This window comes from Candidatus Woesearchaeota archaeon, from assembly GCA_016180285.1.
GTDB lineage: Archaea > Nanobdellota > Nanobdellia > Woesearchaeales > JACPBO01 > JACPBO01.
This window is the reverse complement of the sequence record JACPBO010000042.1, coordinates 11,486-29,705: the sequence shown is the minus strand read 5'-3', so window position 1 is coordinate 29,705 and position 18,220 is coordinate 11,486. Positions and strand designations below refer to the sequence as shown.

General features: G+C 37.5%; 20 protein-coding genes and 1 tRNA gene. 12 read left to right on the top strand and 9 right to left on the bottom strand.

Going from position 1 to position 18,220, the window contains the following annotated elements; all coding sequences use genetic code 11:
• The first annotated feature begins 78 nt into the window (after positions 1-78).
• The 10 genes from HYU07_07285 (at position 79) to HYU07_07240 (ending at position 7,046) form a co-directional block, all read left to right on the top strand.
• A complete protein-coding gene (locus HYU07_07285) occupies positions 79-378 on the top strand; it encodes a hypothetical protein (GenBank protein MBI2130002.1) in 300 nt (99 codons plus the stop codon).
• Positions 379-416: 38 nt separating this feature from the next.
• Complete coding sequence (locus HYU07_07280; GenBank protein ID MBI2130001.1) at positions 417-2,306, top strand: beta-CASP ribonuclease aCPSF1; 1,890 nt, start codon at positions 417-419, stop codon at positions 2,304-2,306.
• Between the two features lie 51 nt (positions 2,307-2,357).
• A complete protein-coding gene (locus HYU07_07275; GenBank protein ID MBI2130000.1) occupies positions 2,358-2,528 on the top strand; it encodes a hypothetical protein in 171 nt (56 codons plus the stop codon).
• Positions 2,521-3,387 (top strand): hypothetical protein, encoded by an 867-nt coding sequence (locus tag HYU07_07270; GenBank protein MBI2129999.1) that lies wholly within the window; start codon positions 2,521-2,523, stop codon positions 3,385-3,387. Before HYU07_07275 ends, HYU07_07270 begins: the two co-directional genes overlap by 8 nt.
• Before the next feature lie 94 nt (positions 3,388-3,481).
• Positions 3,482-4,000, top strand: a complete 519-nt coding sequence (locus HYU07_07265) for a hypothetical protein (protein MBI2129998.1) — start codon at positions 3,482-3,484, stop codon at positions 3,998-4,000.
• Positions 4,001-4,011: 11 nt separating this feature from the next.
• Entirely contained in the window at positions 4,012-4,350 is a 339-nt protein-coding gene (locus HYU07_07260; GenBank protein ID MBI2129997.1) for a hypothetical protein, read from the top strand.
• A gap of 25 nt (positions 4,351-4,375) precedes the next feature.
• Positions 4,376-4,975 (top strand): hypothetical protein, encoded by a 600-nt coding sequence (locus HYU07_07255; protein MBI2129996.1) that lies wholly within the window; start codon positions 4,376-4,378, stop codon positions 4,973-4,975.
• 99 nt (positions 4,976-5,074) lie between these two features.
• Complete coding sequence (locus HYU07_07250; GenBank protein MBI2129995.1) at positions 5,075-5,728, top strand: class I SAM-dependent methyltransferase; 654 nt, start codon at positions 5,075-5,077, stop codon at positions 5,726-5,728.
• The gene (locus HYU07_07245; GenBank protein MBI2129994.1) at positions 5,725-6,093 is read left to right on the top strand and encodes a response regulator; all 369 of its coding nucleotides are present in this window, start codon (positions 5,725-5,727) and stop codon (positions 6,091-6,093) included. Before HYU07_07250 ends, HYU07_07245 begins: the two co-directional genes overlap by 4 nt.
• A gap of 68 nt (positions 6,094-6,161) precedes the next feature.
• Positions 6,162-7,046, top strand: a complete 885-nt coding sequence (locus tag HYU07_07240) for a type II methionyl aminopeptidase (protein ID MBI2129993.1) — start codon at positions 6,162-6,164, stop codon at positions 7,044-7,046.
• Between the two features lie 21 nt (positions 7,047-7,067).
• Here HYU07_07240 and HYU07_07235 read toward each other — a convergent pair whose 3' ends face one another.
• From HYU07_07235 to HYU07_07200, 8 genes are all read right to left on the bottom strand, one after another.
• Complete coding sequence (locus tag HYU07_07235) at positions 7,068-8,330, bottom strand: ATP-binding protein (GenBank protein MBI2129992.1); 1,263 nt, start codon at positions 8,328-8,330, stop codon at positions 7,068-7,070.
• A gap of 110 nt (positions 8,331-8,440) precedes the next feature.
• A complete protein-coding gene (locus tag HYU07_07230; protein ID MBI2129991.1) occupies positions 8,441-9,271 on the bottom strand; it encodes a hypothetical protein in 831 nt (276 codons plus the stop codon).
• A gap of 1 nt (position 9,272) precedes the next feature.
• The gene (locus HYU07_07225; GenBank protein ID MBI2129990.1) at positions 9,273-10,520 is read right to left on the bottom strand and encodes a histidine--tRNA ligase; all 1,248 of its coding nucleotides are present in this window, start codon (positions 10,518-10,520) and stop codon (positions 9,273-9,275) included.
• 183 nt (positions 10,521-10,703) lie between these two features.
• Positions 10,704-11,018, bottom strand: coding sequence for a hypothetical protein (locus tag HYU07_07220; protein MBI2129989.1), 315 nt, complete (start codon positions 11,016-11,018; stop codon positions 10,704-10,706).
• A 298-nt stretch (positions 11,019-11,316) separates the two neighbouring features.
• The gene (locus HYU07_07215; GenBank protein MBI2129988.1) at positions 11,317-12,510 is read right to left on the bottom strand and encodes a hypothetical protein; all 1,194 of its coding nucleotides are present in this window, start codon (positions 12,508-12,510) and stop codon (positions 11,317-11,319) included.
• An 81-nt stretch (positions 12,511-12,591) separates the two neighbouring features.
• Positions 12,592-12,864: a transcriptional regulator gene (locus tag HYU07_07210; protein ID MBI2129987.1), complete on the bottom strand. Its 273-nt coding sequence runs from the start codon at positions 12,862-12,864 to the stop codon at positions 12,592-12,594.
• Positions 12,861-13,853 (bottom strand): hypothetical protein, encoded by a 993-nt coding sequence (locus tag HYU07_07205; protein ID MBI2129986.1) that lies wholly within the window; start codon positions 13,851-13,853, stop codon positions 12,861-12,863. Before HYU07_07205 ends, HYU07_07210 begins: the two co-directional genes overlap by 4 nt.
• The gene (locus HYU07_07200) at positions 13,850-14,461 is read right to left on the bottom strand and encodes a Kae1-associated serine/threonine protein kinase (protein MBI2129985.1); all 612 of its coding nucleotides are present in this window, start codon (positions 14,459-14,461) and stop codon (positions 13,850-13,852) included. Before HYU07_07200 ends, HYU07_07205 begins: the two co-directional genes overlap by 4 nt.
• 78 nt (positions 14,462-14,539) lie before the next feature.
• On the opposite strand from HYU07_07200, the gene HYU07_07195 reads away from it, so the two are divergent.
• Positions 14,540-14,637: transfer RNA gene (locus tag HYU07_07195), tRNA-Gln, on the top strand.
• 54 nt (positions 14,638-14,691) lie between these two features.
• Positions 14,692-17,835 (top strand): isoleucine--tRNA ligase, encoded by a 3,144-nt coding sequence (locus tag HYU07_07190; protein ID MBI2129984.1) that lies wholly within the window; start codon positions 14,692-14,694, stop codon positions 17,833-17,835.
• Here the strand turns inward: HYU07_07190 and HYU07_07185 are convergent.
• Positions 17,830-18,150 carry a cupin domain-containing protein gene (locus tag HYU07_07185; protein MBI2129983.1) on the bottom strand — a complete coding sequence of 107 codons (321 nt, stop codon included), beginning with the start codon at positions 18,148-18,150 and terminating at the stop codon, positions 17,830-17,832. The genes HYU07_07190 and HYU07_07185 overlap by 6 nt on opposite strands.
• Between the last annotated feature and the right edge of the window lie 70 nt (positions 18,151-18,220).

Sequence of the window (18,220 nt, the reverse complement as noted above, 5' to 3'; positions counted from 1 at the left end):
GCTGCAAACCTTTTCTCACGCTTAGTTTACTCAAATATAAGGAAAATGAGCATGATTCCAGGAGTTTCCCATTTTGTGATGGGTGGCAAGGATGAAGGCGGATTCTTTATTTATGAAATCTTCCCTGACGGAACAATAACTGAGATTGACGATTTTATATCTTCAGGATCAGGCAGCGTGATGGTTTATGGTGTTTTGGAAACCTTATATAAGAAAGGCCTTTCTGTGGCAGAAGGCGTAAAGCTGGCTATCCAGTCGGTAAACGCAGCACTGCAGAGAGACATAGCAAGCGGCGACGGCATTGATGTTGTCACAATAACCAAAGAAGCTGTCAAGAAAGTTTTTGAAAAGGAAATAAGGGTAAAACTCGAGGATTAAGGTTCTGTGATTTTTCAGTTTAAATCAATTAAGTTAAAATGACTACAATAATTGAGGAAATCTTAAAGGATTTGCCAAAGGAAAAGATATCTGATGCGTGTTTTGAGGGCGCAAATATCGTTCTCTACACAAAAGATAAGGACTTCTTCCTTAATAATGAAGGCGTGATACGCGAAATAGTAAACAAAATAAAGAAAAGAGTAGAGTTAAGGCCGGATCCAAGCATTACGCTTGATATGGAAGAGGCGGAAAAAGAGATAAAGAAAATAATGCCTGAGGAATCCGGAGTGGGCAACATAATATTCGATCCGCAGCGCTCCAGCGTTATTATTGAAGCTGAAAAGCCAGGGCTGGCAATCGGCAAGCAAGGCGAACTTTTGAGGGAGATGAGGGAAAAAACATTATGGGTGCCTTTGATAAGAAGGACTCCTGCAATAAAGTCGCCATTGATAGAAAGCATACGCTCTGTACTTTACCAAAATTCCGATTACAGAAGAAAATTTCTTGATAAGGTCGGCCACCGTGTGTATGACGGCTGGCTAAGGGCAAAGAAAGAAGAATGGATCAGGGTAACATTTTTAGGCGGGGCAAGAGAAGTTGGCAGAAGCTGCATTCTGCTTCAGACGCCGGAATCAAGAATATTGCTTGATTGCGGGGTTAATGTTGCCAGCGAAGAGCATGCATACCCTCTTTTTGAGGTGCCTGAATTTAACCTGCAAGAGCTTGACGCAGTCATAATCTCCCATTCTCATCTGGATCATTGCGGCTTATTGCCCTATCTGTTTAAGCTTCAGTATAGGGGACCGGTTTACTGCACTGCTCCGACAAGGGATGTAATGTCTTTGCTTATGCTCGATTATGTCAAGATAATGCAGAGTGAAAGAAAAGAGCCCCTATACAGCGTGGATGACATAAGGGAGATGGTAAAGCACACTATAACTCTTGATTATGAGGAGGTTACTGATGTAACTCCTGACGTAAGAGTGACACTCTATAATTCCGGCCATATCCTTGGAAGCTCAATGATTCACATGCATGTCGGAAACGGCCTGCATAATATACTTTATACTGGCGACCTTAAATACGGAAGATCGCAGCTATTGGAGCCAGCAGCAACCCGGTTTCCAAGATTGGAAACATTGATGATAGAATCCACATATGGAGGGAAGGATAATATTCTGCCATCAGCAAAAGAGGAGGACGAAGAGCTCCGCAATATCATTAAAAGGACTATTGAAAGAAAGGGCAAAGTGCTGATGCCAGTTTTAGGATCAGGAAGAGCGCAAGACATGATTGTGCTGATAGAAAGCATGGTCAGAACCGGGCAATTGGAGAAGGTGCCTGTTTTTATAGATGGAATGGTGTGGGACGTTACAGCAATTCATACAGCATATCCAGAATTCCTTAACAATACGATAAGAAAGCAGATCTTCCATAAGGATGAGAATCCTTTCTTGTCAGACATATTTAAAAGAGTAGGAAGCCCAAAAGAAAGGAAAGAAATAATAGAGGAAACAGGGCCCTGCATAATACTGGCAACTTCAGGAATGCTTGTTGGAGGGCCTTCAGTAGAATATCTGAAGCAGCTTGCTGACAATCCTAAAAATTCGCTTGTTTTTTCATGCTACCAGGGCGAAGGCTCTCTCGGAAGAAGAATACACAATGGTGAACGGGAAATAGTCTTTAAAACCGGAATAAAGCAGGAAGTGTGCCAGATCAAAATGGAAGTTGAGAAGATAGAGATAACAGACCACAGCGACAGGAAGCAGCTCATGAACTTTATTTATGACTGCGATCCAAGGCCCAAGAAGGTTATTGTCAATCACGGAGAGAACTCGCGCTGCCTCGATCTTGCAAGCTCTGTGCACAAAGCCCAGAGAATAGAGACATCTGCTCCGAAGGATCTTGAAGCTGTAAGAATCAAGTAATTGTAACTAAACAATAGTAAAGTATTTAAATAGGGGGCTTTTTCTTTGGTTATGGGCATAGATAAATTAATTGAGTCTTTAAAAGGACATGTAGAGAAGGTATTTTTAATAGATTGCAAAGAGCTTAGAGAAGAGGTGCCTTTTTCCTCATACAACTCATCTTTAACAAATGCCAACTATGCAGGTCAACAGACAAACCCAAGTGAAAAACAAAATGAATAAAGAAACAGGAGTTAAAAAAGACTTGGATTTTATTGTTGTGAATCATCTAAACTATAAGCGGCATTATGATGATATCAGCGCTGCGCAGGAATTTTTATCGGGAAGGTATGCTGCTGATAAGGTGATCTCATGCGAATCTGCAATAGCTTTGCTCGCAGGTAAGGAAAACGAAGCGTACAACTGGGTCATTAAAAAGCACAAAGATAAGATTGTTGCTGTTGTTGTATCTGATGTCTGGGATGTTCCGAAGTCAGCAAGCAAGAAGGAGCTGGTTTCAGATGGCAAAAACCAGTATACTGCGCTTTTTTACGCTACAGCAGCTGGCAAGAAATATGAGCCAGTTTTAACAGATATGATCAAAACATTTGCTATTGAGTTGGCAAAAATATATAGCCTTACACAAGGCAAAAGAAATGTCGGGATTTTGACTGATGACACAAGGCACAGGAGCGTATTAATGAAGCTCATTAAGGATAACAAAGGATATGGCGGCTCTTTAGGCGAAATAGGAGCGCCTACTATGAAGGATTTTCCTGAAGAGAGATATGAAGAGCTTAATTTTAAAACAAACAATTATGCTGAGCTTGTATTAGTTCCATTTAAAAAAGTGACAAAATTACTGGCTGAAAGGATTGTTGCGAGCTATTTGGATCAGGGTTATAATTCTAAAGGGCCGGGTGAGAAAGGCTATACGCCATTGACAAATATGGAGAGCTTTAAGAGATTTGTGAAGAATCTGAATTTACGAAATCCCGGAAGGTTTGTTGACTTTGGAATGCTAGCAGATAATTGTTTATGCCGTTCTGTTAATCGTATTGTTGAACTGCCAGAAATTTTCAATCCAGCCTGTAACCGGTAGTTTTTAACGCTGTGATCTGATAAAAATTATATTTACTACTTAATTGTGATTACAAAACGAAAGCTTTATATACTAGCTCTGCAGCTATATTTACATGGCGAACAAGCTGTTTATGGCATTTGTTGCTGCAGGGATCATTGTTTTAGCTGTTTTGGCTAGCTTGCTTTCTGTTCAATTTACCAATGAAAAAACAAACAAGAACAACGAGATAACTTCCACTATGGCCTTTAATGACGGGCCTCAGCCAAAGGCGTCCCCTTCTGACTGGGTGAAAGAGGATCAGATACATGTTCTGAACAATAATGTTGTTATTGATATAAAAGATGCACAATGGGCTACCTTTACTGACACACACTCAATGGAGCCTGTTTTGAGCATGGGATCAAATGCAATCGAGATAGTGCCCAAAGATGAAAGCTACATAAATGTCGGCGATATTGTATCATACAAATCAGAATACGCTGACGGAGTCATAATCCACCGCGTTATAGCCATTGGCCAGGATTCAGATGGCTGGTATTCCATAATGAAAGGCGACAACAATCCTGAGCCAGACCCGGGCAGGATACGGTTTTCTCAGATCCAAAGGCTGGTTGTTGCGATAATTTATTGAGGTGATTTGAAATGATGGCTTTTCTTAAAAACAATAATTCTGAGAAAAAAAGAGCTAGAGAAACAGAACAAATTGCTTCACTAACAGCACCAGAAAGCGACAATAGAAATGTTTACGAGTTTGTAATAGATTGGAATACAGCTCTTGAAATTATGGGCAAATCAGAATTTAAAGAAGACTATGCTCCTGAAAATGCCAAAGATGAAATAAACGAAAGGGTTTATCAGCATTTAAAGAAAAGATCAAATAACGGCTTTTCAAAATCATGTTTAGACATATTGCTTAACGAAGGTGAAAGTGGCTACGTGCCTTTAAGAGAAATGCTGCCTTCTAGCTTGTCTGTAGGTTGAAAATATAAATAAAATAATCAGCTATATGAAAGGTGCAGTTGAAAAAAGAGAATTTTACACTGGCGCTATTTTAGGTTTTGATGCCGCTATTGTTTCGATTGATAAGTTAGTTGCAGACTTTAATTATAAAACAGTTATTGAAAACGAGTCAGAAACCTATAACATAGCGATAAACTTTGGCATTAATATGCTAACTGCGATGACTTCTTTAAAGGCAGAGGAGCTTGCTAAGGATGAAACAATGAATATCTATAACTGTGCAAGAGAGGTTATGCAAAAATATGCCAAGAAATCCAACATGGAAGCAGAAAAGATTTTGAAGCTTGATAAACAATTCAACCAAAAAATAAAAAGTTTTAAGGAATGGGCTTTGAAGCATCAGGATGAGCTTTATAATGCGGCAATTGAAAAGGCAGAGGCTTTAGACCGAAGCCATGAATCATTAAAAGATGAATTTGGATCCTTCTCCTTGACTTATAGTGTAATTTTGGAAGAAGATAGGCAGAGCATTCAAGCTGCTTTAGAGAAAATAGATAAAACATACAGTTCTGCTTATGCAACTGCTGATGAGTCTACAAAAGCAAACTTCTGGGAGGTTCAAAATACTAAAAATGATAAACAATAAAACTATAAAAACACTAATATCTTATGCAAGAGCAGAGGAAATATTTTATTTCGCATTAATGGCTTTGATAATCATATTGACGATCATAGGTGCGCTGAAATGAAAATTGGCACAAAAAGACTATACGATAAAAGAGCGCCGATTTATGATCTAACACATCATTTGCAGACTTTGTGGGCTGATGATAGGCATAGGGCAGAAGTTGTAAACTCAATAAATCCCCCAGAAAAAGGCGTAATTTTAGATGTCGCAACTGGCACCGCACTTACTGCAATTAAGGCTGCGATAAAATATACTGATTCTTCAATAATCGGCGTTGATTACTCAGAAAAAATGCTAGAGCAAGCAAAAATAAAAGTCCAAAGAGAAGGATTAGAGAATAGAATTCAGCTTATGTGCGCTGATATTTTAAACTTGCCATTTGATTCTAGCTACTTTGATTGTGTAATTTCTGCTTACGGCTTAGGCGGCATTCAAAATATAGACTTAGCTTTAGAAGAGATCAAGCGAGTAGGAAAGCCAAATGGAGAAATAGTATTCGCAGAAATGTCAGAAACACCAAAAGAATACGCAGTTAAAAGAAAGATACACGAATATGTGGTTGAGCCTTGGATTAAATTCTGGTGGAATTTCAGAGATCTAAACTTGCCTGCTTTATTGGAAAGTCATGGCATTATTGTAAAAGACCAGAAATTTTTTAATGATTATTCTTTAGGCAGCACCACTTTGGTCAGAGGTACAATTACAAAATGACAAAAAGAATGATATTGGCGGATGACATTGAGGACTTTAGACATTCAATATCGCGCATTATTACTGCCCTAATATCTGATGTTGAAGTTGAACAAGTTGAAAATGGAAAAAAGGCAGTAGAAAAAGCCAGATGTAACGGCGCATATTCTTTGATCATGCTAGACCATACTATGGGGGAAATGAGCGGTCTTGAAGCTTTGAAAATAATAAGGGAATTTGATACACAAACACCCATTATCATATTCAGCACTGATGATATAAAAGAAGAAGCATTAAAATTAGGAGCTACAGACTATTTATCTAAATCAGAATTCATTAAAGGCAAGATCGATATGGGCCAAGTTTTAAGAAAATATTTTGAATAATCAGTTCTATGAGGCATATCTGAATAACAAATACTAATCTTTATATATAAATCAGTTTATCCATCTTTATGCAAAATATCGAAGACTGGAGAAAGGCTGGAAGAATAGCTGCTGAAGCTTTGGCTTACGGAAAGTCATTGATCAAAACAGGCGCTTCTTACTTTGATGTGACTGAAAAGATAGAGGCTAAAATAAATGAATTGGGAGGGGAGTGCGCTTTTCCTGTTCAGATGAGCCTTAATGATGTTGCTGCGCATTTTACAGTTGACCCTGGCGAAGATATTAAATTTACAGATCAGTCAGTAAGCTTGGATGTAGGCGTTCATGTTAATGGCGCAATCGGCGACACAGCATGCACAGTTGATCTTTCCGGAAAATATGCGGATCTTGTAAAAGCATCAGAAGAGGCGCTTCAAGAGGCAATAAAAATAATAAAGCCAGGAATTGCATTAGGCGAGATTGGAAAAGCGATACATGCTGCAATAACAAAACATGGCTTTTCTCCGATAACAAATTTATCCGGCCATGGACTTGACTTGTATGATATTCATACAAAGCCAACAATACCGAATTTCGATACAGGAGATAGAACAAAGCTTGAGAAAGGAACCGTAATTGCAATCGAGCCGTTTGCAACAAACGGAGCAGGTGTTATTTATGAAAGCTCTAATGCAAATATATTCATGCTGGTAGATGTAAAGCCGGTAAGAAATCCTATAACAAGGAAAGTATTGCAGGAAATTTCAAATTACAAAAACCTGCCATTCTGCACCAGATGGCTTGCAAAGAAGTTTTCAATGCCGCAGATCAGCTTTGCATTAAGGGAATTGAAAAATCTTGAGATCCTTAAAGAATTCCCGCCATTGCCTGACAAGGCTCACGGCATTGTATCTCAGGCAGAGCATACTGTGTTGGTGGATGATGAAGTTGATGTTTTGACAGCGTTGAAATAAAATAGTTTTTCTTTTATATTTTCATATCAGCAGCCATTTCCAAACAGGCAAAAGCTTTATCTTTTTTCCTTCAATTTTAAGTTCGTCTTCTTGGTCATATGTCAAAATTAATCCTTCTTTTAAGCTAAACTTCTTTAAGGCTTCTACTAGCCCATTTAGTTCTCTATCTTTATTCTCTTCATTTAAGTCATAACACACCTGGATGGCTTTCTTAATTTTTAGCCCTTCTTTAACTACAAAATCGCATTCTCCCTTATCCGAAAAATAATAAATTTCTTTATTCTTTCTTTTTAATTCTACAAAAACAAGATTCTCAAGAAGCCTCCCCTTATTTTCAGATGATCTAAACCCTATATTGGTTACAAACCCATTGTCTATGCAATAGGTTTTTCTTGGGTTTTGTATTTGTTTTCTTATTGAAAAATCAAATTTATTTATAAAAAAGAATAAGAAAGCCTTTTCAAATGTATCTAAAATAGATTTAACAGTAGAAAGGTTCTTTATTCCAATTATCTTAGACAGCGATCTTACGCTTAATTCTTTGGAGATATTCGATAAGAGATAAACAGATACTTCTTTAATTGGTTTTTCAAGGTTCTTATTAAATCTTTTTACAATATCCCTATACAGTATATTTTCGTAAATCTCCTGCAAAAGCCTTTTATCGTTGTCCACAACAACCTTTGGGATTCCCCCGGAATTCAAAAATTCTGAAAACCTAGTTCTTAATACAGATTGAAGTTTTAAATCGAGTTGCCATTTTTCTAGGCTCATATTCTGAGAATCCAGAAATTCCTTAAAGCTGAATGGATACAAGCTAATATTTATTGACCTTCCTGTTAAAATTGTTGAAATTTCTTTGCTCAGCAATTTTGAATTTGAGCCTGTTATTAAAATGGGGTGCTTCTCTTTTATTCTATCAATCCATTTTTCCCATTTATCGACTTCCTGAATTTCATCGATAAACAAAAAACAGCTTTCTTTATAGCCCTGTTCATTCAAAAAATCCAGAACATTTTGGAAATTTTCAATAGAAAAATCAATCAGCCTTTCATCATTAAAATTAATATAAAGGCAATCTTTTTCTCTTAGCTGAAGTTCTTTTTTAATAAGTTTTAATAAAGTAGATTTGCCTGTTCTTCTAACTCCCGTTATTATAATGGGGAGTTTTAATTGTGTAAAGGACAATACTTTTTTTATTAGTTCTCTGTTTACAAATTCATTTTCTTCTTGAAATTCCTTTTGCTGTTCGAATAGTACATAGTACAGAGTTTCCGGTTTCATGGCTCTTTGATAGAACTGCTAGTATTTAAACCTTTCTAAAGTGATACATTTTTTGTAACACTTTTATTGAAAAGTGATACATTTTTTGTAACACTTCATATACATGTTAATCATGACCAGCTTAAATTGCTATAGAAATTCAAACCATGCTTAATAGCATCAGCATATTTCTCATTCATCCCGCCAAGGCGGAATATGTATATTCTTTCAACACCACACATAATGGTGATTTTGATTTCTTCTCTAAGCTCAGCAGGGCTTATTATGGGCTCATTGTTGAACACTCCTAGAGCAAGGCAGCCAAGCGCTACTGCAAATTTATCCCCGAATTTTTCAACGCCCTCTTTGATAATGCGCCTCTTGACTTCAGGATTATTCAGGCGGGCAAGCGGCACAGCAAACTTGTAAAGCATTTTTATTCTTTCTTTATTTTTGTGTTTTACTGGGTTGAAACCCATGCCTAAAAATTCCATTATAGGATCGGGGTAATTCGCAGATTCAAATGTTGAAACATTAGGATGCCTGACTATCGCTTCAAGAATTGATTTTTTGTACAAATAAACCAAATTATCTATATCAAAATACCACCTTCTTTTCAAAAGAGGCCATTCAATATCAACCATCACTTGGATGCCTTCATTTTGAGCCTGAACTACTTCACCAAGTAGTTTTTTTAAGTCTTCTGATTGAGCAAGAGGCGAAGCCCAATACGCATTAAGATTTTTTGGCATTTCACCTTCAACAACATTATCGAAAACAGGCCAGTACAATACGCCTTCAAGCCCTTTGTTGGCTGTTTCAATAGCCAATTCCCTTCTTTCCTTGAACTGTTCTAAGCTGGTGGCAGCAAGAACCAATTTGTAAGGAAAATCCAAATATTTCTGCTTTTCAAGATTCTTCCTTGTCGGATACTCTTCAAGAACTCTGATGTCGCAATTCATTTTATAACTTATCCAAAGAAACTATTTCCTCCTTTCCAGTCTTCATGTCCTTTACTCTCACCTCTTTTTTTCTAATCTCGTCTTCACCGATAACTATCAATTTTTTTGCTTTTATTGAATTGGCATATTTTAACTGGTTGCCTAGATTTCTCCTGCTCAGATCATAGTCAACAGAATATTTCTTTCTCAATTTATCAACTATTTTAAGTGCATCTTCTCTTACATCATCATTCAGTATAGCAACAAAATAATCAGGGCCAGGATCAATTTTAGGCATCAATTTCTTATCTTCCAACAGAAGCATTAATGTTGAGTAGCCCATTCCAAAGCCTGTTGCAGGGCATGGTTCGCCGCCAAACTGCTCGATCATCCTGTCATACCTGCCGCCGCCTGCTATTGCCCTGAACTTCTGCTCTGCATCAAAGCACTCAAACACAGTTCCTGTATAATAAGCCAGGCCGCGCGCAGCAGAAAGGTCGATTCTTACAAATTCTTTTTTGACAAATTTCAGGATATTTTTTAATTCTTCAAAGCCTCTGGAAGCTTCTTCATTCAGCTTTAATTTTTCAATTTCTTCGATTTTATTAATCTTCAGGAGGTTTTTTATTTTATTTATTTGATCATTATTTAATTTAATGCCTTTCAGCTCTGTTTCAAACTCTTTTTCAGAGACTTTTGATTTCTTATCAATGATTCTTATTGCCTCTTCAAGCCTGTTTTTTTCAATGAAATCGGTCAATAAACCCTCTAATAATTTCCTGTTGTTTATCTTAATGAAAAAATCATTTTTTGCAAGTCCAAGCGCTGTTAATGAATCAATTACCAAATTGATGGCTTCTGCATCTGCCTCTGGCTTGTCTGAGCCGAAAAGTTCCACCCCAAACTGGTAAAATTCCCTTGCTCTGCCCTGCTGAGGCTGCTCATATCTCCACATTCTCGTTAAGTAAAACCATTTTACAGGCTTTGGAACTGTCTTCTGCTTTTCAATGAACATTCTTGCCAAAGGAACAGTCAGATCAAATCTTAACCCTAATTCTTCATCGCTTCTCTTTTCAAGCACAAATACCTGCTTCTTTATCTCTTCGCCTTCTTTTTCAGTCAAAACTTTCAAGTATTCAAAAGCCGGGCTTTCAACCTCGCTGAATCCGTATTTGACTGCCATGGCTCTTAGTACAGAAAACACCCTGTTCTGCATTTCCTTTTCTTCCGGATAAAAATCCGCTGTTCCTTTTACTTTCTGGAATGACATTTTTGCTCCTTTGTGATCATTTTTATTTGAAAGTTTAAAAAGGTTTTTATTTGTAAAAACCTTTGGGAAGCTAAAAGCTTCAATATTGGTTTTGAAAAAGTTTAAGGCCATAGCCGAGAATCGAACTCGATCCTGAAGATCCACAATCTCCTGTGCAGCCATTACACCACTATAGCCGTTTGTTTAATATACTCTGATTCCCCTGTCATTAATTACAAAATACTCGGGCTCTATCATTCTGCTAGCTCTGTCTACTGATACTAAAATCTCTGCCGGGACAAGATTTCCCATCTTTCTGTAATAATTTTCTGTTCCTTTCTTTTTTTCGTAGTATTCTTTTCTTAGCTCATTGTTTTTTCCAGATGTGTACTTGACAGCTGATTCTTCATTATCAAAAGTCTCAACTATCTCTATAGGCGGATCCATTCTTGGATAACAATCCCACAAACAAACACTGAATTTGTCTTTAGGCGCTTTTACATCATCATCAATTGACATTTTAACCTCCACAGCTCACGCTATTTTTTGTTTGATCTTTCTTAGATTTTATAGACGACAAAATCAACTTTCAAATAAGCCCGAAATGAGCTTATTTTTCCTTATCGGAAATTAAAAGAATTTTTTTAGTTTATAGAGCTAGCTTTGCGCCAGCAATGAAAGAATGCAGAATTAATCTTGGCGATCAAACTAATTAAAACAGAACTACAGCTCAAAACAATGCCGATAACCGCCAATTGCGTTATTTATCATAGTCATTTAGAATGTGTTTTTTATTTAAATAACTTTCGGTTTTGTTTTATTTTTGTAATGAAAGATAAGGTTCTCCTTGATTTTTTTTGGACAAAGGATCTCCAAATTTAAAATGCCTCATTAGGTTCCATTCTTCTTTGCCGGGATCATGCAAACCATAGTCAAAATCAGAAGGCAGAGATTGAATTAGATAATTATCTCCTAAATTATTTCTTAACCCATCAGTCCACTTTCTAAGCGCAATATGAAGAGGAATTCCAAAATTTCTTCTTGGTTCAAGGGCTTTTGCTAATCTTTTCACTTCAGACTTCTTTTCAAAATCTTCGTTGTTTATCGCTATGACAGTTTCTGATATAAGCAGAGGATTGCCCACAATATTAAGCCCATTTTCTTTTACAGCATTGCCTTCCTGTACAACATATATCCCGACTCCTTCATTTTCCCTAATAGCTCTCTCAACATTACTGGTTCCTCTAAATTTTGACTGGATCGTTTCCCACTTAAACAGTACATGGTATATTTTTTCATATTTGTGGTCAACAAAAATATGCTTGGCTCTCCATAAAACGGCTTGTTTTTCATCATAATCCTTACTTGCCCATACCCCTGATCCAGAGCAGTCTCGTGCATCAACAGGATAACTTGAAAAATATTTTTTTGCTAATTTAGGATGCATCATTACAAAATGCCCAACAAAATCATCTAAACCAGCAGAACCCAGAATTCTAACATCTGTTGAACCTTTTCTTAAATGAGGATTCAATCCAGACCAGTCTCTAATATCTTTAACTTTAAGTTCTTCAATATGATCTTCATAAAGTTCATCCCACCCTACAAAAGCCAAACTAACTTCGTGGTTATGCAAGCTAGTAGGAATATCGTAATGACTCCTTCCAACTAATCTTATTGGAACACCATCAAACTTTGTTTCTAACCCTTTAAACAAAATTCTTGCTGGTTGCCCCTCTCTTTGCAGGTCATAATCTGCTTTTAAATCAAAAGCTAAAGGCTGGCTTCCTCTAATTCTTTGTAAAATTCTTTCAACATCCTCATTGGAGGAGTAAGAGTTTCGTGAACCTTCTTTAATTTGTTCCCTTTCTTGAATTACTCTTGCTTTATCGTTTTGTATAGTTTCAATATAAAACTCCCTTGAATTTTTATCTACTATTCCAACATCTACTAATCTATCTAGAACTTGGTTTAAACTCTCGCCTTTATAAGGTATAGCAATATTTATCATTTTTACTCAAATTTACCTATAATTATGATAAAGTTGTAGTATTTAAATCTTTCGTTTTTTAACCACTAATTAGAAGTAACATTATTTTATGCTGAACCTTGCCTCTTCGATCCATTCTTTCCTGCATTTAGGGCATTTGCTTGGCCTGCTGATCTTGCTTCTCTCCTTAAAGACAAATCCGCAGCTCTTGCAGTATGCCGGATCAAGCTTCAGCTTCCGAGGCTTTATAGAAAAGGCAACATGGCTGAGATCTTCCTGAATTTCTTTGGCTGTGACTCTGAAATAATTCGCTAAGTCCTGGACAGAATGCGCTTTCTCGCTCAATAGCTTTTCAATCTCTTCGCGGCGGGTCATTTTATGAAAAATTTATCTATTTGCTCATCTTTTATTTTATTGACAGCTATTTCTTTATCTGATCTGCTTATGCCATATTTCACAAGCACTTCATCATTTTTAGCATCACTATACCTTGCTGTAAGCTGCGCTGCCAGCTTAATTGCATCTTTTGTCTTTTTATCCTGCAATATAGTTACCGGGCTTCCGCAATCCGGAACTTCAAAATAATAATCTGATTTGTTTTTTAATCTCAGCAACTCCTTGTTCTCCATTTCATTCCTTCCTACAATTATTTTGCTTCCATTAAATCTAAAATGCCTTCCATATTTCAATATTAATAAGTCATTCATTGAAATTGTTTTTTTATGATCAAATAAATCCCTGATTTTATTTCCGAAGCACTTGTCTGTCAGCAAACAGCCTCCTGACGGGCACGGATAATCTGAGAAATTAAGCTTTTTAGCAAGCTCAATCTGCTCTTTTCTCTGCCTGCCTTTTATTGCAAGCAATAAATCCCTTTTCACCCAGCCTTTCTTTTCAGCCTCTGTTTCAGGCAGTAATTTAGCTGACAATGGCCTAAGAAGTTTTCCTTTCAATCCGGATTCTTTTTCAATGAGCATCAATGTATTGAAATGCTGCGACATTGGCCTTTGGTCAAGCACCTCTCCGGTAAAAATAAATTTAGCGCCAACCTCTTTTGCATATTTTTTTGCCTTCTTTAATAAATAAATCCTGCAGTCAATGCAGGGATTCATGGAAGAGCCATAGCCATGCTTCGGGTTTCTGACAATTTTTATGTATTCCATCCCCTTTTTGATCATCTTTATAGGGATCTTAAACTTCTTAGCAACCTCAGCAGACTCGCATCTTCCCCTTGTATTGCAGAGGCAGAAAATAGATGTGCAGTTAAGCGCATGGACGTCAATGCCCTGGTCTTTGATTAATTTTACAGCGAGAGAACTATCTAAACCTCCAGACAATAATGCAACTGCTTTTATTTTTTTCATTCAGCTTTCCCTTTGTACCTGCCTCTTTTTTCAACAAGCTCCAGCCTTTTTAACACAGTATAGCTGTCTTTCATTTCTTTCTTATAACCTTCAACAGCAGAATCAAAGCATTCCTTCCATATTTCATGGTGCTTGCTTTCTAAAGCCTGCCTTAATAAATGGAGATCAACAGCCATGTCCTCTGTTTTGTGCGATATAAAGCTCAGGCCGAAGTCAATGAAATATATCTTATTGCTGTCTTTTTTGTTTAAAAGCATGTTTGAAGTGGTCAAATCTCCATGAATAATGTTGTTATTGTGCAAAATTCCGACCTTCTCCCCAAGCTCAGAGCATAATTTCCTGCAGTTTTCCCTGTTTAAAGCATCCCTTAATTTATCGCCTTCAATAAAATCCATCTTTAGCTTCTCCTTATCATCAGAATAAACTAATTTTGGGGCCGGGAAACTTATTTTGTTTAATTTAACCAAAATATTTGCTTCCCTTCTTGTCCTTGTTTTTCTTAAAGGCATATCTATTTCAGGGATCCTGTAGGATTTTCTGATCCTGTCTTTTATAACATCCCTGTCAAGATAGATGATTGCCTCTGCCCCTGATCCGATCTGCTTCATTGCATCAGGAATAATCAGTTTGTTTTTAAATGTTTATGTAGAAAGCTTTTTAAAACAGCATATAATCAATAAGCATAAAGCCCCATAGTCTAGCGGTCAATTCTTGAAAGTTTCAGGAAGACTAAGGATAGGGCCCTCTGGAGGCTCTGACGGCGGTTCGAATCCGCCTGGGGCTATATCTATTCTTTTTAACCATAATATATTTAAATGAATATGCAAAACAGCATCATATGCTCAAGAACTATGATTTCAGGGAAGTTGAAGAGAATACCCTGAAGTTTTGGAAAGAGAAAAAGATCTACGAAAAGGCAAAAGAAAAGAACAGAAAAGGAAAGATATTCTATTTCTTAGACGGGCCTCCATACACATCCGGCAGGGTGCATATCGGAACAGCGTGGAACAAGGCATTAAAAGACTGCTTTTTAAGGTACAAAAGGATGAACGGGATAAATGTCTGGGACAGGGCAGGCTATGACATGCACGGGCTTCCTACAGAGCATAAAGTTGAGGAAAAGCTAGGGATAAAGCAGAAGGATGATATTGTGAAATTGGGTGTTGAAAAGTTCATCAGCGAATGCAGAAAGCTTTCAACAGAAAACATGAAGCTGATGAATGATGATTTTACAAGGCTAGGCATCTGGATGGATTTTGAAAATGCCTATCAGTCCTTAAAAAACGAGTTTATTGAAGGCGAATGGTGGCTTGTAAAGAAAGCGCATGAGAACAAACGGCTATATGAAGGGTTGAGGACAATGACATGGTGTGCTCATTGCGAAACAGCGCTTGCAAAGCATGAATTAGAATATGAAGCAGTTGAAGAGGATTCTATTTTCCTGAAATTCAAAATAAAAGACAAGCAGAATGAGTATTTGGTGATATGGACAACAACGCCCTGGACAATTCCGTTCAATCTGGCAGTAATGGTCAATCCTGAGCTTGATTATGTAAGGGCGAAAGTTGAAAGTGAAGTGTGGATTGTTGCAAAAGGTCTGGCAGGGGCATTTATCGGAGGGATTGCGAACAAAAAATTTACAATCTTGGAAGAATTTAAAGGCGATAAATTAGGGGGAACAATGTACGAGCATCCTCTTTATAAAGATCTAAAAAATATTTATGACGGGCTTGAAAAAGAATCTTTGAAAGTGCATTCTGTAATTTTATCTTCAGAATATGTTGATTTGAGCGCGGGCTCCGGATTAGTGCATTGCGCGCCTGGCTGCGGTCCCGAGGATTACGAAGTTGGCCATAGAAACGGGATAAAGCCGTTCAACAACCTGAGCGAAAGAGGGGAATTCCCGAAAGAAATGGGAAGGTTTGCAGGCTTGATTGCAAAAAAGGATGATAAGAAATTTATAGAAGCTTTGGAAGAAGCTGGCGCTTTGGTTGCAACAACAAAAGTAGAGCATGAATACGCGCATTGCTGGCGCTGCCATAATCCTGTCATCTATAAAACAACAAAGCAGTGGTTCTTCAAAGTGGAAGATCTGAAAGAAAAGATGATAGAGGCAAATAAAAAAATAAAATGGGTGCCTGAAGCTGCCTTCAACGCATTTGAGTCATGGCTGAAAAATTTAAGGGACAATTCAATTACAAAGCAAAGGTATTGGGGCTGCCCATTGCCAGTATGGAAATGCGAGAAATGCAGCGATTATGCTGTAATAGGGTCTGCTGATGAGCTTAAAGCATTGGCTGGTAAAATTCCAGAAGACCTTCACAAGCCGTATATTGATGAAGTTACAATAAAATGCAGCTGCGGCGGGGTGAAGAAAAGAATACCCGACATTTTAGATGTATGGGTGGATGCCGGAACAACATCATGGACTTGCCTGGATTATCCGCAGAGAAAAGACTTGTTTGAAAAGATGTTTCCGCCTGAATTTATTCTTGAAGGCAAGGATCAAATAAGGGGATGGTTCAATCTTTTAATGGTTGCATCGTTTGTGAGCATGAACAGGCCTTCTTTCAAGGCAGTTTATATGCACGGCTTTGTGCAGGATGCGCTTGGCAGGAAGATGTCAAAATCCCTTGGCAATCAGGTTTCTCCTTATGAAGTCATTGAAAAATACGGGGTAGATACCTTGCGTTATTATATGATCAGCGGAGCAAATCCCGGGGTTGACATCAATTATAATTTTGATGACCTGAAGATAAAAAACAAAAACCTGTTTGTGCTTTGGAACCTTGCCAATTACCTGGTTGATCTGGCGCAAAACAGCGGCATAAACCCTGCAAAGATTGACGCAGGCATTGAGAAGAATTTTGAAACAGAGGAAAAATACATTTTTTCAAAGCTTAATTCAACAATCAAGAAAGTTACAGGGCTTTTTGAAGAATACAGATTAAATGAAGTTCCGCCTGCAATTGAAGAGCTTTATCTTGAATTATCAAGAACCTATGTGCAGCTTGTGAGAGATAAATTCTCAGGAGAGGATAATGAGAAAAGAGTTATTTTATTCGCGCTTTATGAAAACACAATGCAAATTTTGAAAATGTTTGCGGCAGTTGCGCCGTTTATTTCAGAGCAGATTTATCTCAATTTAAAAGAGGCTTTTGGATTGAAGGAAGAGAGCATTCACTTGTTTGGCTGGCCTGCTTATGATAAAAATAAGATTAACCTGGAGCTGGAAAATGATTTCAGCGTTGTGAAAGATGTCATACAGTCAATACTTGCCGGGAGAGAGAAAATAGCTCTTGGAGTGAGATGGCCTTTAAAAGAAGCTGTTTTGGTTATTGATGATGGAAAGGCAATAAGCGCTGTTGAAAAGCTTGAAGACTCAATTAAAAAACAGACTAATGTGAAAGAACTGAAAATACAGAAGATTTTCCCGCAGGCAAAGACAATTGTCAAAGCAGATTTTAACAAGCTTGGCCCGGCTTTCGGCAATAAAGTTCCTAAGATAATTGCAAAGCTTTCAACAGAGAGCTCTGAAAATATTCTGGGCCATATCAGGAAAGAAGGGAAATTCACATTAAAGGTTGATGGCGAAACATTAAGCATTATCAGGGAGCATTTGGTTGTCACAAGAATTGTTCCTTCCCCGTTTAAGGAAGCTGAGTTCAGATACGGGCAGCTTTACCTTAATGCTGAAAGAAACGATGAACTTGAAGCAGAAGGATATTCGAGGGAGATCATGAGAAGAGCGCAGGAAGCAAGGAAGAAGAACGGCCTTGAAAAGAAGGACAGGATTGTTTTATTCGTTAAAGTTGATGAAGATCTGAAAGAGATGCTTTCCAAATGGGAAGATGCAATAAAGGAGAAGTGCGGAGCAGATAGGATAAAAATATCTGATCAGGAGCCTGCAAGGAAGCATAATGTTGAAGTGAAAGAGAATATAAAAGGGAAAGAGATAAGGATTTTGTTTGATAAGTTATGACTTTATCATTACCAACATCATCTTGAACTGCTTTTTTGCTTTCAAAGAATGCGGATGATTGGCGGGCATTATGATCATTTCGCCCTCTTTCAAATGAAATGGCTTCTTATCTATGAAAATCTCAGCTTCTCCGCCAAGGATGTAAACTAATGCATCAAACGGCGCAGTGTGCTCGCTTAATCCCTGGCCCCGATCAAAGGCAAACAAAGTGACTGTTCCTGTGCCTTTACGTATTATTTCCTTGCTTACAACAGATCCTTTCTGGTACTTTACCAAATCACTTGATTTTGATGCTCGTAACATTTTTTTTGCCATTTATTGTAAAACAAGTGTCAAAAATGCTTGCATTTTTGAGCAAATTGGAAATGTGAACATTTCCAATTAA